19 protein-coding genes, 12 tRNA genes, 1 rRNA gene, 1 pseudogene and 1 riboswitch are annotated in these 19,197 nt (G+C 47.8%); of the genes and pseudogenes, 2 read left to right on the top strand and 31 right to left on the bottom strand.

Annotated features, from left to right (window positions below; translation table 11 throughout):
* Window positions 1–53: 53 nt before the first annotated feature.
* Entirely contained in the window at window positions 54–737 is a 684-nt protein-coding gene (locus L6I86_RS17545; protein WP_236289101.1) for an NAD(P)H-binding protein, read from the bottom strand.
* Between the two features lie 20 nt (window positions 738–757).
* Window positions 758–2,380 (bottom strand): sensor domain-containing diguanylate cyclase, encoded by a 1,623-nt coding sequence (locus L6I86_RS17540; protein WP_236289099.1) that lies wholly within the window; start codon window positions 2,378–2,380, stop codon window positions 758–760.
* Window positions 2,381–2,558: 178 nt separating this feature from the next.
* On the opposite strand from L6I86_RS17540, the gene L6I86_RS17535 reads away from it, so the two are divergent.
* Entirely contained in the window at window positions 2,559–4,709 is a 2,151-nt protein-coding gene (locus L6I86_RS17535; RefSeq protein WP_236289097.1) for a DNA topoisomerase III, read from the top strand.
* 59 nt (window positions 4,710–4,768) lie between these two features.
* Here L6I86_RS17535 and L6I86_RS17530 read toward each other — a convergent pair whose 3' ends face one another.
* From L6I86_RS17530 to L6I86_RS17515, 4 genes are all read right to left on the bottom strand, one after another.
* A complete protein-coding gene (locus L6I86_RS17530; RefSeq protein WP_056620670.1) occupies window positions 4,769–5,104 on the bottom strand; it encodes a hypothetical protein in 336 nt (111 codons plus the stop codon).
* Window positions 5,105–5,197: 93 nt separating this feature from the next.
* Window positions 5,198–5,674: a signal peptidase II gene (lspA, locus tag L6I86_RS17525; RefSeq protein ID WP_236289095.1), complete on the bottom strand. Its 477-nt coding sequence runs from the start codon at window positions 5,672–5,674 to the stop codon at window positions 5,198–5,200.
* 156 nt (window positions 5,675–5,830) lie between these two features.
* The gene (locus tag L6I86_RS17520; RefSeq protein WP_056620667.1) at window positions 5,831–6,466 is read right to left on the bottom strand and encodes an HAD-IA family hydrolase; all 636 of its coding nucleotides are present in this window, start codon (window positions 6,464–6,466) and stop codon (window positions 5,831–5,833) included.
* Window positions 6,460–6,756, bottom strand: a complete 297-nt coding sequence (locus L6I86_RS17515; RefSeq protein WP_236289092.1) for a hypothetical protein — start codon at window positions 6,754–6,756, stop codon at window positions 6,460–6,462. The genes L6I86_RS17520 and L6I86_RS17515 overlap by 7 nt, the downstream gene beginning before the upstream one ends.
* A 164-nt stretch (window positions 6,757–6,920) precedes the next feature.
* Between L6I86_RS17515 and L6I86_RS17510 the strand changes: the two genes are divergently transcribed.
* A complete protein-coding gene (locus L6I86_RS17510) occupies window positions 6,921–7,523 on the top strand; it encodes a CcdC protein domain-containing protein (protein ID WP_236289090.1) in 603 nt (200 codons plus the stop codon).
* Between the two features lie 606 nt (window positions 7,524–8,129).
* Here L6I86_RS17510 and L6I86_RS17505 read toward each other — a convergent pair.
* From L6I86_RS17505 to rrf, 25 genes and pseudogenes are all read right to left on the bottom strand, one after another.
* Window positions 8,130–8,837: pseudogene (locus tag L6I86_RS17505) on the bottom strand (ABC transporter ATP-binding protein); the annotation flags it as partial.
* Complete coding sequence (locus L6I86_RS17500) at window positions 8,815–10,044, bottom strand: ABC transporter ATP-binding protein (RefSeq protein WP_236289402.1); 1,230 nt, start codon at window positions 10,042–10,044, stop codon at window positions 8,815–8,817. The gene L6I86_RS17500 and the pseudogene L6I86_RS17505, both read right to left, overlap by 23 nt.
* A 204-nt stretch (window positions 10,045–10,248) precedes the next feature.
* Window positions 10,249–10,803: a spore protease YyaC gene (gene yyaC, locus L6I86_RS17495; RefSeq protein ID WP_236289088.1), complete on the bottom strand. Its 555-nt coding sequence runs from the start codon at window positions 10,801–10,803 to the stop codon at window positions 10,249–10,251.
* Window positions 10,804–11,002: 199 nt separating this feature from the next.
* Window positions 11,003–11,662: a hypothetical protein gene (locus L6I86_RS17490; protein ID WP_236289086.1), complete on the bottom strand. Its 660-nt coding sequence runs from the start codon at window positions 11,660–11,662 to the stop codon at window positions 11,003–11,005.
* Between the two features lie 184 nt (window positions 11,663–11,846).
* Window positions 11,847–12,743: a C40 family peptidase gene (locus L6I86_RS17485; protein ID WP_236289084.1), complete on the bottom strand. Its 897-nt coding sequence runs from the start codon at window positions 12,741–12,743 to the stop codon at window positions 11,847–11,849.
* 3 nt (window positions 12,744–12,746) lie between these two features.
* A riboswitch (cyclic di-AMP (ydaO/yuaA leader) is annotated at window positions 12,747–12,909 on the bottom strand.
* Window positions 12,910–13,006: 97 nt separating this feature from the next.
* A complete protein-coding gene (locus L6I86_RS17480; RefSeq protein ID WP_236289082.1) occupies window positions 13,007–13,519 on the bottom strand; it encodes a GNAT family N-acetyltransferase in 513 nt (170 codons plus the stop codon).
* Window positions 13,520–13,583: 64 nt separating this feature from the next.
* Window positions 13,584–14,528 (bottom strand): acetylxylan esterase, encoded by a 945-nt coding sequence (locus tag L6I86_RS17475; RefSeq protein ID WP_236289080.1) that lies wholly within the window; start codon window positions 14,526–14,528, stop codon window positions 13,584–13,586.
* Between the two features lie 238 nt (window positions 14,529–14,766).
* Window positions 14,767–14,837: transfer RNA gene (locus tag L6I86_RS17470), tRNA-Gly, on the bottom strand.
* An 18-nt stretch (window positions 14,838–14,855) separates the two neighbouring features.
* A tRNA-Pro gene (locus L6I86_RS17465) sits at window positions 14,856–14,932 on the bottom strand.
* A gap of 20 nt (window positions 14,933–14,952) precedes the next feature.
* A tRNA-Arg gene (locus tag L6I86_RS17460) sits at window positions 14,953–15,029 on the bottom strand.
* Between the two features lie 6 nt (window positions 15,030–15,035).
* Window positions 15,036–15,110: transfer RNA gene (locus tag L6I86_RS17455), tRNA-Gly, on the bottom strand.
* 102 nt (window positions 15,111–15,212) lie between these two features.
* Window positions 15,213–15,911 (bottom strand): AIM24 family protein, encoded by a 699-nt coding sequence (locus L6I86_RS17450; protein ID WP_236289078.1) that lies wholly within the window; start codon window positions 15,909–15,911, stop codon window positions 15,213–15,215.
* 25 nt (window positions 15,912–15,936) lie between these two features.
* A complete protein-coding gene (locus L6I86_RS17445) occupies window positions 15,937–16,392 on the bottom strand; it encodes a tropomyosin (protein ID WP_236289076.1) in 456 nt (151 codons plus the stop codon).
* Between the two features lie 57 nt (window positions 16,393–16,449).
* Window positions 16,450–17,076, bottom strand: coding sequence for a GyrI-like domain-containing protein (locus L6I86_RS17440; RefSeq protein ID WP_236289074.1), 627 nt, complete (start codon window positions 17,074–17,076; stop codon window positions 16,450–16,452).
* Between the two features lie 132 nt (window positions 17,077–17,208).
* Complete coding sequence (locus L6I86_RS17435; RefSeq protein WP_236289072.1) at window positions 17,209–17,718, bottom strand: ferritin; 510 nt, start codon at window positions 17,716–17,718, stop codon at window positions 17,209–17,211.
* A gap of 113 nt (window positions 17,719–17,831) precedes the next feature.
* Complete coding sequence (locus tag L6I86_RS17430; protein WP_056620643.1) at window positions 17,832–18,083, bottom strand: DUF1450 domain-containing protein; 252 nt, start codon at window positions 18,081–18,083, stop codon at window positions 17,832–17,834.
* 154 nt (window positions 18,084–18,237) lie between these two features.
* A tRNA-Leu gene (locus L6I86_RS17425) sits at window positions 18,238–18,317 on the bottom strand.
* 20 nt (window positions 18,318–18,337) lie between these two features.
* Window positions 18,338–18,413, bottom strand: a tRNA-Lys gene (locus L6I86_RS17420).
* A gap of 19 nt (window positions 18,414–18,432) precedes the next feature.
* Window positions 18,433–18,509 (bottom strand) — tRNA-Asp (locus tag L6I86_RS17415).
* Between the two features lie 31 nt (window positions 18,510–18,540).
* Window positions 18,541–18,617, bottom strand: a tRNA-Met gene (locus L6I86_RS17410).
* A gap of 73 nt (window positions 18,618–18,690) precedes the next feature.
* A tRNA-Val gene (locus L6I86_RS17405) sits at window positions 18,691–18,766 on the bottom strand.
* A 21-nt stretch (window positions 18,767–18,787) separates the two neighbouring features.
* Window positions 18,788–18,862, bottom strand: a tRNA-Glu gene (locus tag L6I86_RS17400).
* A gap of 34 nt (window positions 18,863–18,896) precedes the next feature.
* Window positions 18,897–18,988 (bottom strand) — tRNA-Ser (locus L6I86_RS17395).
* 30 nt (window positions 18,989–19,018) lie between these two features.
* Window positions 19,019–19,094, bottom strand: a tRNA-Asn gene (locus tag L6I86_RS17390).
* Window positions 19,095–19,099: 5 nt separating this feature from the next.
* A 5S ribosomal RNA gene (rrf, locus tag L6I86_RS17385) occupies window positions 19,100–19,197 on the bottom strand; the annotation flags it as partial.

The following is a 19,197-nucleotide window of genomic DNA, read 5'->3' as shown; positions in this document are numbered from 1 at the left end:
GTACCACTCCCATTTTCGTGGAGCTGAGGCAGTCACGCGGCTGTACTAGCCGATCATCTACTCGCAATCGAGGCGATCCGATCCGAGCTCAACACCTGAACGCCTGTTTTCCCCGATTTCGCGGCTCTTATTAAGCCTGTAGCAATCGTTCGTGCATGAATGGGACGATACTTGCGAAGACGACCCGTCATTAGCGGAGCAATGGCCCGCGAAACGATGCCTCCCAGTTTCTCACCTAATCGGAACTCCCCACGGTTACCAAGAATGAGAGAAGGCCGAAGCAAGTGAAGCGCGCGAAGTCGCATCCCCCGCAGCTTGTCTTCCACTTCTCCCTTTACCTGATTGTAGAAAAAGGAGGATGTGCGGTCTGCTCCCATCGCTGTCACAATGGCGAAGCTATCTGCTTGTCCCTTGCTCGCCACTTCAGCTAGCATGAGGGGATAGTCTCGGTCTACTCTGCGGAATTGCTGTTTCGAGCCTGCTTTTTTGATCGTTGTTCCTAGGGTACAGTAGACATGAGCACGCGCGAATTCCGAGGACTTCAGACTCTCACCCAGCTTAGCGAAATCAATCACTCGCTGTTCTAGTTTCCCTTGTCCATTCGGCAGATCTAGATCCATTTTCTTACGAACTAATGCAATGATCCTATCATAGTCCGAATCGTTCAATAGCTGTTTGATCAGTTCCTTGCCGACTAAGCCAGATCCTCCCGCAACAATCGCCGTTCTCCCTTTCATAGCACACCTCCGGGTCATATTTATACATGATCATCTTCATCATACAACCTTTTGGTGTCAACTACGACACGATTTCTTCCGCCTGACTTAGCGCGATACAGCGCATGGTCTGCCCTAGAAACCATATCTTCCAGCACCATCGTTCCGTATTCCAATGTCGGTGAGTACTCTGCGACTCCGATGCTTGCAGTTATTTTGACCGTTAACGACTCTTTGCTAAAGGGTTCTTCTAATATAATATTTCGTAATTCCTCAGCTACTGCAGCGCTCTCTTGCGCATCCTTCCGCAGTAATAACAGAATAAACTCTTCGCCGCCATACCTTGCCACAATCGCATCCTCTCCCGCATACCGTCTTAGGATACTCGCGACGTGATGGAGAACACCGTCACCAACCAAGTGACCATACGTGTCATTAATTTTCTTAAAATGATCAATATCCATCATCAAGACAGAGCAGGTCTGTCCGGAGTAAATACAAGACTGCAATTGCTTATTGCCTTCTAGCATCATATAGCGTCGATTATGAACATCTGTCAACTGATCCATCCATGCCGAATGCTCCAGCAACGAAATGTTAGATTTCAAACGATCGGACATCAGATTGAATGTAGCCACTAATTGTCGCAGCTCCACGGGAGCTTTTCTAATTTTATCCACATTGATCTGATAATCATAATTCCCCTTCTGAATGATCTTCGTGGCACGCAGCAAATAGCGAATCGGTCTCTCAATCTTGGAGGCAATCATCACCGCAGCCGCGACACTGAGAAGCAGTGCAATCAAGGAAATGATAATAATCGTCATACTTAATTCATTTAGTTTTCGAAAAATTTCTTTCTGGGTAATTTCCCCAACAACAAGCCAGTTTTTACCCTGTGACCATCTATACTGACCATATACGCTCTCTCCTCGGAAACCAATATACGCACTATGATCCTTACTATTCGACACAGCACGTTGATAAATTTCCGATGTAACAGGTTGTATAATTGTACTATTCTCTGCGCGGTTTGAGGCTGTTACAATGTTGCCTTCATCATCCAGCACATAGACTTCCCCCGTATCCCCGAAGCTAAGCTGAGCCATCAGTTTGTTCAACATTTCCAGTGTAACAATCCCCAGCACAATCCCCTTGAATTCACCGTGATCGCCAAGTACCGGAGAAGAGAATGTAATCACTGGTGCGCCATTATCTTTCGACATCACGACACCCGAAACTAAGCTTTTCTTTTCCTTCCCGAGCCTGTAGTACTCACGATCGCCCACATAAATCGAAGTCCTATCTGTGCGGATGTTACCATCCGGCTCAACAAATGTAATCGAATAAAACTCCGAATTCACCTTTGCATAGTCTTGAAACTCCCGTTTCAAATCGCCAATGCGATGGAACTTGGCATTATCTGAAAGCGCGAAACGTTTAATCGCGTCCAACTTTTCCTGATTCCAGCGTTCGATATATAAGCTCTGTAACGCAATCACTTGTTTGAGTTGAACCCTAGCTTCTTCTAACCGATTGCTCTTCTCTATAAAGTAAAAAGGAACGATGATTGAAAAAGCCAGCAACAAAATAATCGCGCTTATCCAGAGTTGAAGTCTTGTTTTAATGGTGTGATCGGAAAAAAGAGAAAACAAACGCCCCATCGAGGTTTCCCCCCTTTTTATTCTATGTATGTCCATTATACCTTATATTAGGATGAAAATAGACAAATTTCGCTGATTTTCGGCATAAAAGTACAAATATTTCGAAAGATTATCCGTTTGAAAAGTAGACCCCTTTCGCTTATGCTATTTGGTATGTAGAAAAGAGGTAAATGCCCCCATGAAAATTCTTGTACTGACTGAAAAACCAAGTGTAGCCAAAGAAATTGCTCGTGTACTGGGCTGTAACCAGAAGCAAAAACACCACTTCGAAGGTGCCAAATATGTCGTTACCTGGGCACTTGGCCACCTCGTAACGCTCGCTGAGCCCGATGATTACGATCCCAAGTTCAAGACATGGAACCTTGAAGATCTGCCCATTATCCCTGGCAAAATGAAGCTCAAAGTCATGAAAGAAACCTCGCAGCAGTTTCGTGCGATCGAGCATCTCAGCCGCCGTGGCGACCTGTCGGAGCTGGTCATCGCAACCGATGCCGGGCGCGAAGGCGAGCTCGTCGCGCGCTGGATTATGGAGCTGATCCGCTGGAAGAAGCCGTTCAAACGGCTTTGGATCTCGTCGCAGACGGATCAGGCCATTCGCGAAGGCTTCGCGCAGCTGAAGCCTGGCACCGACTACAACCGGCTGTATCAAGCAGCCGTCTGTCGTTCCGAGGCCGATTGGCTCATCGGCCTCAATGTAACCCGCGCGCTGACCAGCAAGTTCGGCGCGTCGTTATCCGCTGGGCGCGTGCAGACGCCCACGCTGGCGATGATGATCAACCGTGAGGCGGAAATCCGTGATTTCCGGTCCGTCGACTATTGGTTGATCGAAGCCGAGCTTGGGTCCTTCCGCGCCCAGTGGCGGGACCCGAAGACCGGCGACTCGCGTATCTTTGACCGCGAGCGCGCCGATAGCTTGAAAGCCAAGCTGCAAGGCCAGAGCGGCCGCATCGTGCAGGTGAATAAGACCGAGAAGCAGATCCCGCATCCGCTGGCTTATGATTTGACGGAGCTGCAGCGCGACGCGAACCGTAAATTCGGCTTCTCCGCGAAGCAGACATCGAATGTCCTACAACGGCTTTATGAGCAATACAAATTGGTCACTTACCCGCGAACCGATTCGCGTTATTTGACCTCCGATATGGTACCAACCTTGCTTGGCCGTTTGAAAGGAGCTGCTATTGGCCCTTATGCGGCGCTTGCGGCACCTTTTATCCGCAAGCCGCTGACCATCACGAAGCGAATTGTCGACGACACCAAAGTCAGCGATCACCATGCCATTATTCCGACAGGTGAAGCCATCTCACTTGCTACGCTAAGTGCAGATGAACGCCGACTCTATGATCTGATTCTTCGCCGTTTCTTAGCTTTATTCAGCGGTCCTTGCCGCTACGATGAAACGAAGCTTACCATTGAAATCGCTGGAGAGAAGCTTTATGCTTCAGGCAAAGTCGTGAAGCAAGCCGGCTGGAAAGACGTCTACGGGGCCACCGATTTCACCGATCCCGATCGGGAAGACAATGAATCCGAGGAAGACACCGGGCAGCTGCTGCCCCAAGCGTCTGAGAAGGACGCAGTTACCGCTCGCAACGTTCGGCAAGTTAGCCGCCAAACGAAGCCGCCTTCTCGCCATAATGAGGCTTCCTTGCTGTCGCAGATGGAGAAATTCGGTCTTGGCACACCAGCAACTCGTGCCGATATCATTGAGAAGCTTGTGTCCTCTGACACGATTGAGCGCCAAGGCTCCTTGCTCATCCCTACCGGCAAGGGCACACAGCTCATCGAGCTTGCCTCCGAGGAGCTTCGTTCACCCGAGCTTACAGCACGCTGGGAGCAGGAACTTGAGCGCATCTCCAAAGGTAAAGGAAGCATGGAAGCTTTCCTCAGCGGCATTCGCAAGAAAGCTGCCGAGCTAGTCGATGAGGTCAAACGCAGCTCTGCAGCGTATAAACCGCATAATTTAACGGGCAGTAAGTGCCCCGATTGCGGTGAATTCCTTCAGGAAGTCAAAGGCAAACGAGGACGTTATCTGGTTTGTTCCAGTCGTGAATGTTCCTATAAACGTGAAGCTGACGGGCAATTAACGAACCATAGATGCCCACAGTGCCATAAGAAGATGGAAATCCACACGGGTAAAGCAGGCAAATATTTTCAATGCCGTCCCTGCAATGTCGTTGAGAAAATCGACGGCGATTCTAAGGGGGGTGGCGGTCGCAAAGCTACAGCCAAGATCAACCGCCAACTAATCGAGCAGTTCTCTGACTCTGCCGGGGTTGGGAACTCCCTCGCAGACAAGCTGCTCGCTGCCCTTCAGCAGAAGAAGGAAGACTAATATTAAGAATAAAGCCCAAGCGATGAATCTTCGCTTGGGCTTTTATATATGACGACATTTTATGCTCTGGTTAATATCCTGCCTTTAACCGCTAATTCGAGATCTTCTAACGTTGTGATCCCCAAGCTAACCAGTGCATCTCCTGCTTCCATGTGAACATTGGCTAGGATATGCATGCTTGTATGAGGCACTAGTGATTTCCGAAACTCGTGAAAAAGCACCGCATTATAAGTTTTGAGAACCGTCATAAACTCAACATTTGGCGGGACAAATCCGCGAATTTCAGAAGATCGCCAGAAAAACTCCCTTACATGCATAATATCCGATCCCGTGCGGTTCAATTTTCGAATCATCGCAAAAAACTCATCAACAAGCACTTGTCGATCTGTTTTCATGTGACCATCCCTCCAATGACGTATTCCTACTTGAAGGATACCACAAATAGTCCTTTAGATCTATACAAGCGCCCCATTTAAGGGCTTAAATACCTAGTTAATTTGTGGATTCTTTCTATTTCCCTTCCATCTGCCTCTCTGCGATACAAGCATGTCCACCACATACAGTACAACACCCAGATTAATGGCAATATCCGCTAGATTCATAATCCCATTCCCGGAGTTAATGACGATGAAATCGGTGACTTTCCCGAATAGAAGCCTTTCAATTCCGTTCCCAATCGCCCCACCAACAAGGAGTGCAGCTGCACTTTGTTTTAAAGTCCCCGGAAAGCCTCCTTTTTTACGGTACCACCAAATACCTGCGACAATGAGAGCGGCTAGAACACCGAGTATAGGAGCCCATCCCTGCAGCGAACTTCCTGCTGCCCCGCTATTTTGATAATACGTGAATGAAATGAAATCTTTATAAAAGGGCATGGATTCACCAACCGTCATCACCGAGCGTATCCAATACTTAGACAACTGATCAATGGCTGTAATCACAACAATGATTGAATAAAATAACATGCTACCACTCCCATCAACTCTCAAACTTCACCTTCACTCTTATTTTACTTGAAACGGATGGCAACCTGTTAATTCTGCGATTTCCGATTTTCTTGCATGGTAAAAAGCCCCCTCAGTCCTCCCTGTGGCGGCTCTTGACTATCTCATCTGCAGTCCTCAACTTAGGTTTATTAGTGTTCGGTATAACTCACTAGGCGTATTGGCCATATGGTCCGGATTTCCACTGAGGAGTAGCTGAGGTGAATCATATCCCCATGTCACAGCTACGATTGGCACACCTAACTTTTTACAGGATTCAATATCCCGTAACTCATCCCCGACATAAATCATCCGTGTAGGCGTGGTTCCCCATTGCTTCATCACTTTGCGGATCGAGTGGTGTTTACCGAAAATATGCTTCGCTGAAATGATCTCTTTAAACGCGCCTTCCAGCTTATTTTTTCTTAAAAAAAGCCGAATATTCGCCTCTGAATTGGATGAAAGAATCGAACTCTTAACCCCTTGTGTGGAAAGCTTCGCAATAACCTCTTTCATACCAGGCACAATTTGCAGAGATCGAATGTTCTCGTGGTAGAGCTGCCGCCCTGCCACCATCAGCTTAGGGATTTGGAGCACGGGTACCCCTAAACGATCTACGCGTTCAGAAATCGACATCGAGCGTAACGGACCCAAGTCCTGATCGCGGATGGGACGGAAACGATATTGGGTGGCCATTTCATTATAAAGCTTAACCAGGAGCGCCCTGGAATCGACAAGTGTCCCGTCAAAATCAAATAGGATGTGTTTTACCATCTTGGTGTATATACAAATAAGGCCGGACCCTCGGGCGGCACTTGGCGAACTTGGTTATGTTTAAACTCTTGGGCTGGATCTAGGACCACATGCGGATTACTTACGGTTCGCAAATCCTCCCACGTACAAGAAACACCGTGGTCGTAACCCATTGCACCACCTGAGAACATTTTACAGCCATTGCAGAATTGCTCCTTTTGCTGCGCATCCAGTTTTACGATTTTATTACGAAGACAACAGTAAATTTCATTAACTGTGTTACATACATTAACATGAGTGATCATAGCCATTTACCGTCAACTCCTTGCGGCACTTTGAGTGTGTAATAGTAAGTTTATCGAACTACTATTAAGTGTATGACACAATTTTGTAAACGGAATAACATTTCTCACGATGGGCCGTCCAAATTTGCTACAATTAGGAAATACAATAACAGGTTTGGAGGTTCTTCCCCATGCAGGACGCTTTGCATTATGTAATTCCGATTCTTATCTTTGGCTTTTTCATTTATCGACGGGTGAAGCGCACCATTGGCTTTCAAAAGCTTACCCGTGGCAGGCTCATCTTTCGTCTGTCGCTGTTCAGCCTCTTCGGAGTGGTCATCTTCCTCTTGGGCTTCGTTCATCCCATCCACTTCATCGGCTATTTGATCGGGCTTGCTGGCGGCGCCTTGCTCGGGCGAACAGCGATTCGCCATACCCGCTTCGAGCATCGAAGTGATGGCTGGTACTATCGCACACATCTTTGGATTGAGATCACCGTCCTTGTTCTCTTTCTAGGTCGCATCGCGTATCGCTACGCCAGTGTGGCTATTTCTACGGAGCCAACGACTACCTTCAGCCCTGCTGAACTCTCACAATTTACCAAAGATCCCGTCACTGCAGGTGTTTTCTTCATCATCGTGTCGTACTACGTTTTGTTTTTCAGCTACTTGCTGCGCGAAGGAACCAAACTGGATCCAGCAGGATTGGCGGATGGCGACGATGGCGTGATTGGGAGCCATGGAACTCCCGACACCGGGATTTCTAGTCCGCAGGTGAATGTTCGGGTGGAGTAACGGAACGTGAGGACACGATTTCAGATCGATACGGCGATTTCTTCCTTTTCCCTCCACCACTCGACTGCTGCTGTCTATACCCATTGGATATGTCCACTGTAACTTCCTGATCGGGGCTGAGATTAGGCTTATCATTGGATTAATCCAGTCTACTAGCTCCTTTCGAGCCGAAAATAGACCCTTTTCTGTGATTTGAGTGGATTTTTCCAATCAAATTAAACAATTGGCTCCTTGTAAGAGCAATACATTGGATTTATCCAATGGGCAGGATGGGGGCAGGATGGGGATGTCGGTATTTGCCTCTTTTGGTGGTGTATAGTAACTTCTCTCCCTCTACGCCTACGTTATTCGTACGCTTACGCACACACTATATCATTTAAACAAATTAGTAGTTACAAGAAAGGGATATTCGCCTAGGTCAATTGACCTAGGCGAATATCCCTTTTAATCACCGGTAGGTGGAGTAATCTGTCTGTCTGTCTGTCTGTCGCACATTCAGTGGCAATACTCACAAATAACGCCCTTTTGGGGCGTTATTTGCTACGCCGAGGACGTCCCGCTCTGCAATAAGACCCTTTTTGGGCCTTATTGCCCGCATTTCAGCGGCTAGCCTAAGCCGCCCTTCGCTGCCTCCTCGGCAACCTTCGCGAACTGCGTGCTGTACAGCCGCGCGTACAGCCCTTCCAATGCGAGCAGCTCGCTGTGCGTCCCCCGCTCCACGACGCTGCCCGCTTCGATCACCAGAATGTGATCGGCGGCCAGCACCGTGGAGAGCCGGTGCGCGATCACGAGCGTCGTGCGCCCTTGCATCAGCTCCTCGAGCGCCGCCTGCACATAGGACTCGGATTCCGAGTCCAAGTGCGACGTCGCCTCATCGAGGATGAGGATGCGCGGGCGCTTCAGGATCGCGCGAGCAATCGCGATCCGCTGGCGCTCGCCACCGGAGAGCCGGTGGCCGCGCTCTCCGACCATCGTGTCGTACCCTTCGGGGAGCGACACGATGAAATCGTGGATGTAGGCCTGCCGACAAGCGGCCTCCATCTCCTCACGCGTAGCGTCCTCCCGCGCGAAGCGCAGGTTGTCGCCAATCGTCGCGTGGAACAGAAAAGACTCCTGCGTCACGTACGCGATCTGTGCGCGCAGCGACGCTAACTCCACGTCGCGGACGTTCACCCCGTCGACCTCAACAACGCCAGCTGTCGGGTCGTACAGCCGCGCAATCATCCCGATCAGCGTCGACTTCCCGGCGCCGCTGGGTCCAACAAGCGCAACCATCTCACCTGGCTGCGCCTCAAAGGTGATGTCGCGCAGCGCATACTGCACCTTCTCCCTTTCCCCTCCTCGATCCGCAAGCCTCTCTCTCTCTGTTCCTTTGCCTAGATCCGTCAGCTTCCCTCTCTCTGCTCCTTCGCCTCGATCCACCAGCCTCTCTCTCTCCTTGTTCCACCGTTCTTCGCTTCTGGCCTGACTCCAATAGCTTCTCAGCTTCTCCGCCCTGCTCCTCCGCTTTCCCTCTCTCTCCTGCTTTCGCAAGCTTCCCTTTCTCCTTCGCTCTACTTTGTTCCCCAACCTTATAAGCAAAAGACACCTGCTTATACCGCACATGCCCCGTCACAGGCCCTAGCTGGCGCGCACCCTCAGCATCCATGACATCAGGCACCATATCCTGATACTCAAAAATCCGCTGGAATACCCCCAGCGCTGTCGCTACCTCGACGTGTAGATTCAGCAATGTCCCTACAGGCATATACAACCGTCCCAAATACGCCGTGAACGCGACGATCGAGCCTAAAGTCATATCCCCCTGAATGACGGAGTAGCCGCCATAGATATAAATAATGGCCGTACCTAACGGTCCTAACGTGCTCGTTGCCATTCCGAACCAACGACCGACCAGATTGAGCCGCAGCTCGAGATCCATCACCTTTTGATTCATCGTTGTGAATTCTTGCTCTTGTTGCTTCTCTCTACCAAAAATCCGCGTCAACAACGCACCCGAAATGCCAAAATTCTCATTCAGCTGCGAGGTAATGTCGGAACGCACCTTTTGCGTTTCAATCCGTAAGTCTTTCCGCAGCTTGGATACTTTTTTCACAGGCAGTACGAAAAGTGGCAGGATAAGTACCGATATGATCGCCAACTTCCAATCTAACGCAAACAAGATACCTATGGTTGTGAAAACAATGACGATTTGCGTGATCGAAGAGACGACAATGGACGTAACCACACTCTGTACCGACTGCACGTCCCCTGTGATCCGCTGAACAATTTCACCAGATCGCGCGTCCGTGAAGAACGACATGGATTGCCGCTGCAGATTGTGAAACAACGACTGCCCCAAATCCCGAATAACCCCTTGGGTTACTTTGGTATTGAGATGGTTCTGCCATACGCCTACCATTCCGCTCAACACAGGCAGCACGATTAACAGCAGCGCCATCACGGACAATAGCTGAACACGTCCCTGCGGAATTGCGGTATCAATAATTTCCTTCATGACTAGAGGGGGGATCAACCCCATCACTGCCGCAAGCAGTGCCAAGCCGATAATGACCAAGAGCTGTCCCCAATACCTTTTGAACAATAACAAAATCCTTCGTACCGATACATCCTTCAACTTGGCCTTTGGACGATTCCGGTCGGAAAGCCGCCCCATTCCTCCTGGCCCACCTGGTCCGATCACTCACCAATCACTCCGATCTTTCTCCTCTTTGCTGCCCCTCAGCTACAAAGGAATTGCATAAACAATTGCACGGATTACTTCTTCTGCCATCTGCATAACACGAAATAACGAAGTCGTTTGCAGGACATTATACTGTCTAGGTCCATCCACGTTCACGATCGCAGCAATCGTGTAATCACCAATAGGCGGTAAGACTTTTCCTACTGATTTCCCTGGAGCCAGTGGCTGGTTCGACAATTGGTACAATCCCACACTCAATTTCCTACCTAAACACGCATCTATCGCAATAACAACAACACTCGGTGGAATTTCCTGCAAGCGCAAAGCCAAATTAGTAGCATCACACGGTGCTGCCAGCGTACCGATGACATAAGGATAGCCTAGCTCTGCAAGCCTACTTCCCACAAGTGGACCTAGTGAATCGCCTGTTGAGCGATCTGTTCCTATACATACAAAAGCAACCCCACTAGGCTCCAGCCCCTTACTCACCGTAATCATTTGTAGAAGCTGACCTAACTGCTCGCCATCCACTTTTTTCCAAAACTGCTCCTCCAGCCCCATCGGTTCTTTCTCCATCTTTGCCTCCCTTTCAGGCATGTACACCTAACCTTTCACCTCATGCATGATAGTTCCATTCTTTCATATGGAGGTGGGCTGTGTCCACTTGCATACTTCCGTATTCACATACACCAAATAAGCGTTACTCGACGACCGAGCAAAGCCTATTCATGCCGCTTATAGTGCTTAAAACCGGACTTTTTGAACACGCACTTATAGATCTGACTATTTAACCATCTTAATGTACGCGATTCATTCGAACGATGCGATAATAGAGCTGACCGCTGACCTCTTGCTCCACTTCCAGATAGCCTTCAGAGTGAACATAATCCCCTAACATAAACGTGGAAGCATCCGCCGAATCGGCATGTGTTAGAAAGAGCAGTGCTACTTTATCATCCCCAACCACAAATCCTACCTGTTCCTTCACCTGAAATTTCTCAAGAATTTTGCCATGATGCGATCTCACGATATGATGGAACCGCCAAGTGCCTTCTTCTTGTATGATAAAATAAAGCACACGATTACGATGCGCATTGCTAAACTCCCGCGTCACACCGATCATACACACCTTCTCACCAACACGTAAATATTCATCAACTACATAAGATTTCAGTCGTAACCGATTCACATTCTTGCTCTGAATATAAGTTTCCATCTCATCTATGGAGCGCTGATCCCTTGGATCTTGTTTTGTTGCGTAAAATACTTCTTTAATAAACGTATCTGTTTGGTATTCCCTAGCCCCTTTGAAATGGTTATACGTATGAAAAAATTGTTTAATCACAACCCGAATGTCTTCCGGTATGGCAGGACCTGTTTCCACGTTATACATGCGATCTGTTCGACCCGACAATTTAATTTTATGAAACCAGCTTTTCCAGACACTGACTTGCATGTCGTACGCGTCACCTACTTTCTTCCAACCATTGTTCCATTATAGGCTATAATTCTCAAAAATTCGATAAAAATCGCACAAATTCGCGCAAAAAAAAGAGCATCTGCCGCTTTGCCTTCCATACAGAAAGACATAGCGAACATACGCTCTTACACCGGTACTTATACCTGATTTCGTAACTATCTTATAACACCCGTTTGGCACCTACATATCTCGAGCCCCAATAGGAGCTAGCGAGACTATCAACCGTTACACCAACGGACGTTGTCGAGGAAATGAATTGATTATTTCCGATGTAAATGCCTACATGATTGACGATACCAGAAGCAAAGAAGACGAGGTCCCCCACTTTCAAATCCGTCACTCTTGCCCCCGCTTTATCGTACATTTGCACGGAGGTGCGTGGCAACTCGATCCCTTTGGCCTCGTATACATAACGAACGAATCCTGAGCAATCGAAGCCCTTAGGTGTAGTTCCTCCCCATCGGTAAGGTGTCCCTTTAAATGTCGTTGCTGCTTGAATAATTTGAGCTGCAATGGATGACTGAACGACCTTGGCCACTGGGGCTGCTAAAACTGCTGGTGGCGGTGCAATCCAGGCTGGCTTATGAGTCTTGCCGTCCACTTCCACGATGGCGATTTTATTCGCATCGTTCCACTCAATTGCAGAACCAAACGTCTCTGTAACAAAGCGTAGAGGGACATAGGTACTCCCCTTAACCAAAGTTGGACTGCTCTCTAATTCAACTAACTTACTGTTCACGACCGCTTGCTCATCGTCCGTTGTGAGTTGAATCGCCTGTTCTTTGTTCTTAAGCGTGACGACGACTTCATCGCCTTGCTTCGCCCATCCCACTTGGTAACCTAATTTCTCCGACAACACACGTAGTGGCACCTGAAGTGTACCTTCCGTATCAATAAACGGCTGTACTTCCGGGAACTGCACCAATTCATCATTGACTTGAACCTTCACTGAAGAAGTGTCTGGGACAGCAGCATGCGTGGATGGAGCGGCGAACAGAGAATTGGCTGCGCCTAGAAGAGCGCATGAACAAATAAAGCTTTTGGTAAAAAGTTTCAAAACGTTGTGCCTCCTTGAAGCCTCCGAGGTTAGTTGACGGGTTCGGGAAGAGGTTTTCCCTAGTAAGCCCCATTAGCCTATGGCTAACTGAGCATTCATTCACCCCAAGTAAAGAAGTCCCCCGTACCAGAGCTTTCGATGCTCTGAGATTCGGCATTTTTTGTCTATGTTAGACTAGCATAGTTCGTTTTGCCCTGACAACTTTTGCGAGATGGTAAGTGTTTCCTTTTCTATGTAAAAGCACACAAAAACAGCCGCTCTTCTCAGAGCAGCTGCTTATACACTTCGGTAAACAGGATATGCTTACTGGGATTAAACTCTTTTTCCGTCATTGGACTAGGATAACTCATAATGTTGAGAGGCAATGTGAGTTGCCCTTCTCTGAGGGGAGGCTGCGCATAAGGGAATAGGTTCAAATGGAAACCGCAGCGCTTATAGAATTCAATTCTCCGCGTAGCATCTGAGGCAGTCGGAGGCTCGACTTCAAGTACGATAGGCGTGCTTGTGCGGCTCATATACGTCGTCAGCATTCGCTTGCCAATCCCACCACCTCTTGTGGCGGCATTGACTGCGATATGTTCCACGAATCGAAACGTGCTAAAGCTCCAACTGGCCAAGAAGCCAAGCAGTTGCCCTTGTGCATCTCTCTCGACATCGATGCTGTAATTAGGATGAGATAACAGCGCCCGCTGACCTTCATATGTCCTTATTTCGGTTACAGGAAAAGCCGCTTCCATCAGCTCGAATACCTCTTCAAATGAATCCACTTTTTCCATCTGTCAGCACCTTCCTTCAAGTTAGCTATAGGTTATCCAACCAGGAAGCTTCTTACTTCAGTCCCTACCATTTTGAGAAAAAGGCATGTGCCGCAGCGTGGGAGCCTGGAGGTGTCGCATGTCCCATGAAGGGGTACACTTCAATTGATTTGTGTGCAGATTCGATTCGGTTATACGCAGCAAAAATGGCTTCTGGTAAGCAGCACGTATCCTTCAACCCTACCGTAACGTGAACAGGCTGCTGAATACGATCACCCAGATTCATGATATCGAAATAAGAAACTGTTCGCAGTACATCCGGCAGATACTCTGGGAACCGAGTAACGAATTCAGCTGCCTCACTAAGTGAGCTCACCGATTGCAATAAACCTAAATCCATATGGCATAGATTCGGTACATGGGCAATGGTTGCCCGAATACGCTTCTCTAGCGCAGTTACGAGTAGGGCGAGCCCCCCGCCTTGGCTTCCACCGTATACGAATACACGCTCACTGTCGATCTCTGGCTGCTCTAACGCGCATTGCACAGCACGCAAAGAATCGATCGCAACCGCTCGATAATAGCTCGTCTCGGCGTCTAGAATCCCCTGTGTAATCCATCCCCTGGTCATGCCTGTCTCCTGTGGCAGCAGATTACCGCTATCGCCACCTTGCCCGCGTACATCAACTGCAAGTACCGCATAACCCATAAGCAACCAAGCTGCATGATCTTCAGGTCTTCCTTTGGAGCCCGTATAGCCTGGGAATGTAACAATACAAGGTACCTTAGACTTGCTCTCCGCATTAGGCAGTAACAACCAAGCATGAATTGGTGTTTCTGCAGCACCCTGCAAGACGATCTTATTCACTTCCGCTTGTACAAAAGGTGATGCCACCGACTCTCTTGTATAAGAAGCTGCTTGCGTAGCTTCCGCGTATGTGCGCTCCCAGAATGCAGCCAGATCAGCAGACGCCGTTAACTCCGAATGATACTGATGTAACCCATGAATACGATTTTCAATAGCGTTCATTTCGGTAAGTCCCCTTTGCATGTTTTTCCCATTTTAACCTAGATACACGTGTATGACTATTGGAAAATATGAAAAAAACTTCTAACATAGTTCCTTCGAGGATGAGCGACTGCGTAATTGCTGATAAACTCTCACTCGTTCTTATCCAGCGACAGTTCACGATTGTCCAACCTTTGCGTTCTCGCATCTCTCCATGCAAAAACAAAAGACCACCCGAAGGTGGTCTCTTTCTTTCTTAAGCGGGCGGCGGGAATCGAACCCGCGCGATCAGCTTGGAAGGCTGAAGTTCTACCATTAAACTACGCCCGCATATAAAAAATTCTAAAATGGTCGGGACGACACGATTTGAACATGCGACCCCCTGCTCCCAAAGCAGGTGCTCTACCAAGCTGAGCTACGTCCCGTAGTGAATATAAAGTGTAAATGGCGCGCCCTGAGAGATTCGAACTCCCGACCTTTTGATTCGTAGTCAAATACTCTATCCAGCTGAGCTAAGGGCGCAAATATTGGAGCGGAAGACGGGGATCGAACCCGCGACCCTCGCCTTGGCAAGGCGATGCTCTACCGCTGAGCCACTTCCGCACGGTGTAATTTCTCTTTCGCTCAGCAAGTGTTTCTCTGAGGCGACAAGGAATAATATATCAGGTATTCAAAACAAATGCAACTATTTTTTATATTTTTTTATTATTTTATGAAAACGCCGCCAAATGGCAGAACTTCCCGAGCTATGCGGCGCAGCAAGCTATCCGATTTCATATGCTCATCCAACTTGGGATCTGGTTTACAAGGCTGCATAAGCACATGACCATGCCCCGTAATCTCCCAATGATAATTCATGTGCTGGCTTGCTAATGTATTGCCATACACACATAGCCGTAGATTCGCCTGCCGCGGATACGCCACCAGACAGCTAACATCTATAAACAAAGGCTGCTTCGGATCTAAAGCCATCTGATGCAAAGGACCTGCTGTTAATAAACCTAGCGTACCTGGGCCATGAAATTGCATTTTGACAAGATCCTGCGTAATCAATGTATTCTTGACGCTCTGGAGATGCGTTGTGAAGGTCACACCTTCCGTATAGAAGAGAACATGGCGAAACTCAAACAAGAGGTCATCTTCCGCTTCTAAAGGCACTACAGCCAAACTATACGCTTCAGGCAGTCCCATAAGTAATTGGCCTGGTCCTCTCACACGTGATTGGATCAAGCGCTTTTTCCTATACATACCAGGAAGCTTCATCAAAGCATCCTCGCGCAGCTCTGGCATCCCTTGAAACGCTACAATTTGGTTGGGATGAAGGACATAAACTGCTTCGCCATACTCAAGCTGAAGCGTAGCCATCCTAGCTTGCAAACTCGCATTTTCAAAGATGACCTCCATGACACAACCTCCTCACACTAGCCTGCTAACGCAGCCCGCGTTTCTGTCTACGCCAAACGAAAAAGCGAAACACACGTCCAAGCAAGAAATAGCCTACAACCAACGCGGCAGCCGTAATCACCATGTAGGTTATTTTGCGATTTCGTTTATCCTTATCCAGAGCTACTTGTTCCATCGCTTTCAACCGTTCTTGTAACTGCTCGTTGTCCTTCTTGAGTGCCTCGTTCTGACTGAGGAGACGATCCTCAATTTCTTGAGACTGTCTCACGGCTTCAGACAATTTGTCCTTCTGCTCTTCTAATTGCTGCTTCGTAGCTTCATAATCCTTCTGAATCTGCTCTACATTGCTTGGCAATTGGTAGATTTCTTTTACCCGATCCAGCCAAGAGGCATGGGCAGCGGGCGTTGGATACATGAACCCAATAATGATGATAAGGACACCTAAAGCTTGTCCAAACCTAGATATGTGACGTATTTGCACCCGCTATCCCTCCCCCTGGTTGGCTGCTCGACATTATGTTCTATTTTACAGCAAAATTCACCCTATCACCACTTCTACCGCTTCTACAGGATATCGCAAAATTGTTTTCATTTTGGCAGGCTCTATCTTCCTCGGATCGGATAAGTAAATCTCATGATGAAGACCACAGTACCTTAGCTGATTGTCCTCTATAAATTGCTCCATTCGAGCAAGTGTCTCTGGTTCTGTTGCATACGGACCTACATGCAGCATTTGGACACAGGTTCCCTCATTCAAGGATTCATAGCCAACATCAGATATCACCTTCAGCTCCTTTTTCTTAGCCATTGCAGTTGTACGCGCTTTTTCCACAATCTCAGCTGACACATATGTCGGTATGCGAATCAATAACTTCCAATGCCATTCTTCCCTCGGTACCTCCAAGGCAGTTCGGGGATCTCCATCAACCCACCATTGCCCTTCCAGCTTCGCTACTGTGAAATCTTTCTCCAGCTTCTTGTAATGTCCTTTAACGCCGTACGCGACCGTATACAGTGCTTCTGTGGCGTTAGCAAAGGTTGCACCATCGGGATCTCCTTTGCCTACAATGGTTACATAGGAAATAGGTTCAAAAACAACGAGTTCTGGCTTCGTTGGAGCTGTGTAATAAGCTTTATAGGCCTTGGCTAGATCTAATTTATTCATGATGCACTTCCTTTCCTTTTCTATTACTATATAAAATGAACCCTGACAACCTTATGTCAACAAACAGAAAAAACTTACCTTTCGCAAAATTGCGAAACAAGTAAGTTTTTGTCTCATGAATAGGGTATGTAATTATTCCGCAGCTGGCGGCGTGAAGGAACGTTGTGCAAATTCCGCATCCAACATGTAGAAAGCATTGCTATCTTTATCGATACGTTTCAGCTTGTTGATAATGCTATCGAACATCGCTTCTTCTTCAACCTGCTCGTCAATGAACCATTTCAAGAACTGCATCGTCGCATGCTCTCTATCATTCAATGCCAAATCGGATAGGTGATAAATCCGTTTCGTTACTTCCTGCTCATGCAGGTAAGCATGTTCAAAAGCATCCAAAATCGATTCGTACTGATTCACAGGCGTGTTCATACCAGCAAAGCTGACTTTTTTCCCACGGTCATTAATATATTTAAAAATCTTCATGGCATGGAACTTCTCTTCTTCTGCTTGTACTTTAAAAAAGTTCGAAAATCCATCCAAGCTTTCCGCAGCGCAATAACCAGCAATAGCTAAGTAGACGTGCGCGGAATAAAACTCATAATTCATCTGCTCATTGAGCGCTTCTGTTAGTGTATCGTTTAACATCTGTGCACACACCTTTCTGTATGGTTATCTCTTGCGTATTCCCCATACATACAAGATTAACAGAATTGTGCATAGAAATACAAACGGAAGTAACAATTTCACCAGATTTAGGTTCAAGCTGTCACACTTTTGGCCTTAGATGCCGAGATTATTTCCTTTAGTTGAGCATACAAATGGTCAGGTGACTCCGCGCAAAGCAGCTTCTTCTTCCCGATCATCGCAATACATTCTTTCTTGCAATGTCTGCAATTGCCGAGGCAATCTTTCTTCTTCTGCTTCAAGTCTGGATACTCGTGCTTCAATGACTTATATATTTGTTTCGATCCGAATTTCTCATTTCTGCAGCAGTATTTAATCGTTTTCAAATGCGATCTCCTCCCGCCATTTCGCGTCAATCACTACTCTTGATATTAGTGATAATAATAATCAATGTCAACCATATTTTATATAAGCTTGTATGCAAAAAAAGAGCTTTCTTCCATCCCGTTAAAGGATGAAAGAAAGCTCTTTTTGTTTGGATGCGCGTAGAGGGACTTGAACCCCCACGGTCGCCCGCTAGATCCTAAGTCTAGTGCGTCTGCCAATTCCGCCATACGCGCATGCTGGTAAATAAGGCAAGTGGTGAGTCATGTAGGATTCGAACCTACGACACCCTGATTAAAAGTCAGGTGCTCTACCAACTGAGCTAATGACTCATATTGTATAGATAAAAAATGGCGGAGCTGACGGGATTCGAACCCGCGGTCTCCTGCGTGACAGGCAGGCATGTTGGGCCACTACACCACAGCTCCACACTATGTAATTCTCCTCTTTGTAAGAGGTTGGTTGCGGGGGCAGGATTTGAACCTGCGGCCTTCGGGTTATGAGCCCGACGAGCTACCGGGCTGCTCCACCCCGCGACAATACTAGCATGATATTTAATATTCCCAGAGAAAATTCAAGACATCCAAACTTTCTTCTGAAAAGATAAAATGGTGGAGGCTGACGGGATCGAACCGCCGACCCTCTGCTTGTAAGGCAGATGCTCTCCCAGCTGAGCTAAGCCTCCATGGGATAAAAGTAAAACTAATGGTGACCCGTAGGGGACTCGAACCCCTGTTACCTCCGTGAAAGGGAGGTGTCTTAACCACTTGACCAACGGGCCTCGTAAACAGGCTTTTCTAGTTTGAAAGCTCTTATGGCGGAGAGAGAGGGATTCGAACCCTCGAGACGCTTGTGACGCCTACACGATTTCCAATCGTGCTCCTTCGGCCAGCTCGGACACCTCTCCATAAAAAAGGCCTGGTTTGTAAAAAATATATGGCTCCCCGAACAGGACTCGAACCTGTGACAACTCGATTAACAGTCGAGTGCTCTACCAACTGAGCTATCAGGGAACAATGCTTGGCAACGTTCTACTCTCCCAGAACCCTGCGGTTCAAGTACCATCGACGCTGGAAGGCTTAACGGTCGTGTTCGAGATGGGAACGCGTGGGTCCC

Origin of the sequence: Paenibacillus allorhizoplanae, assembly GCF_927798215.1 — a bacterium.
GTDB classification, from domain to species: domain Bacteria; phylum Bacillota; class Bacilli; order Paenibacillales; family NBRC-103111; genus Paenibacillus_E; species Paenibacillus_E allorhizoplanae.
Note: the sequence above shows the minus strand (reverse complement) of the source record. Positions and strands in the feature narration are given on the sequence as shown.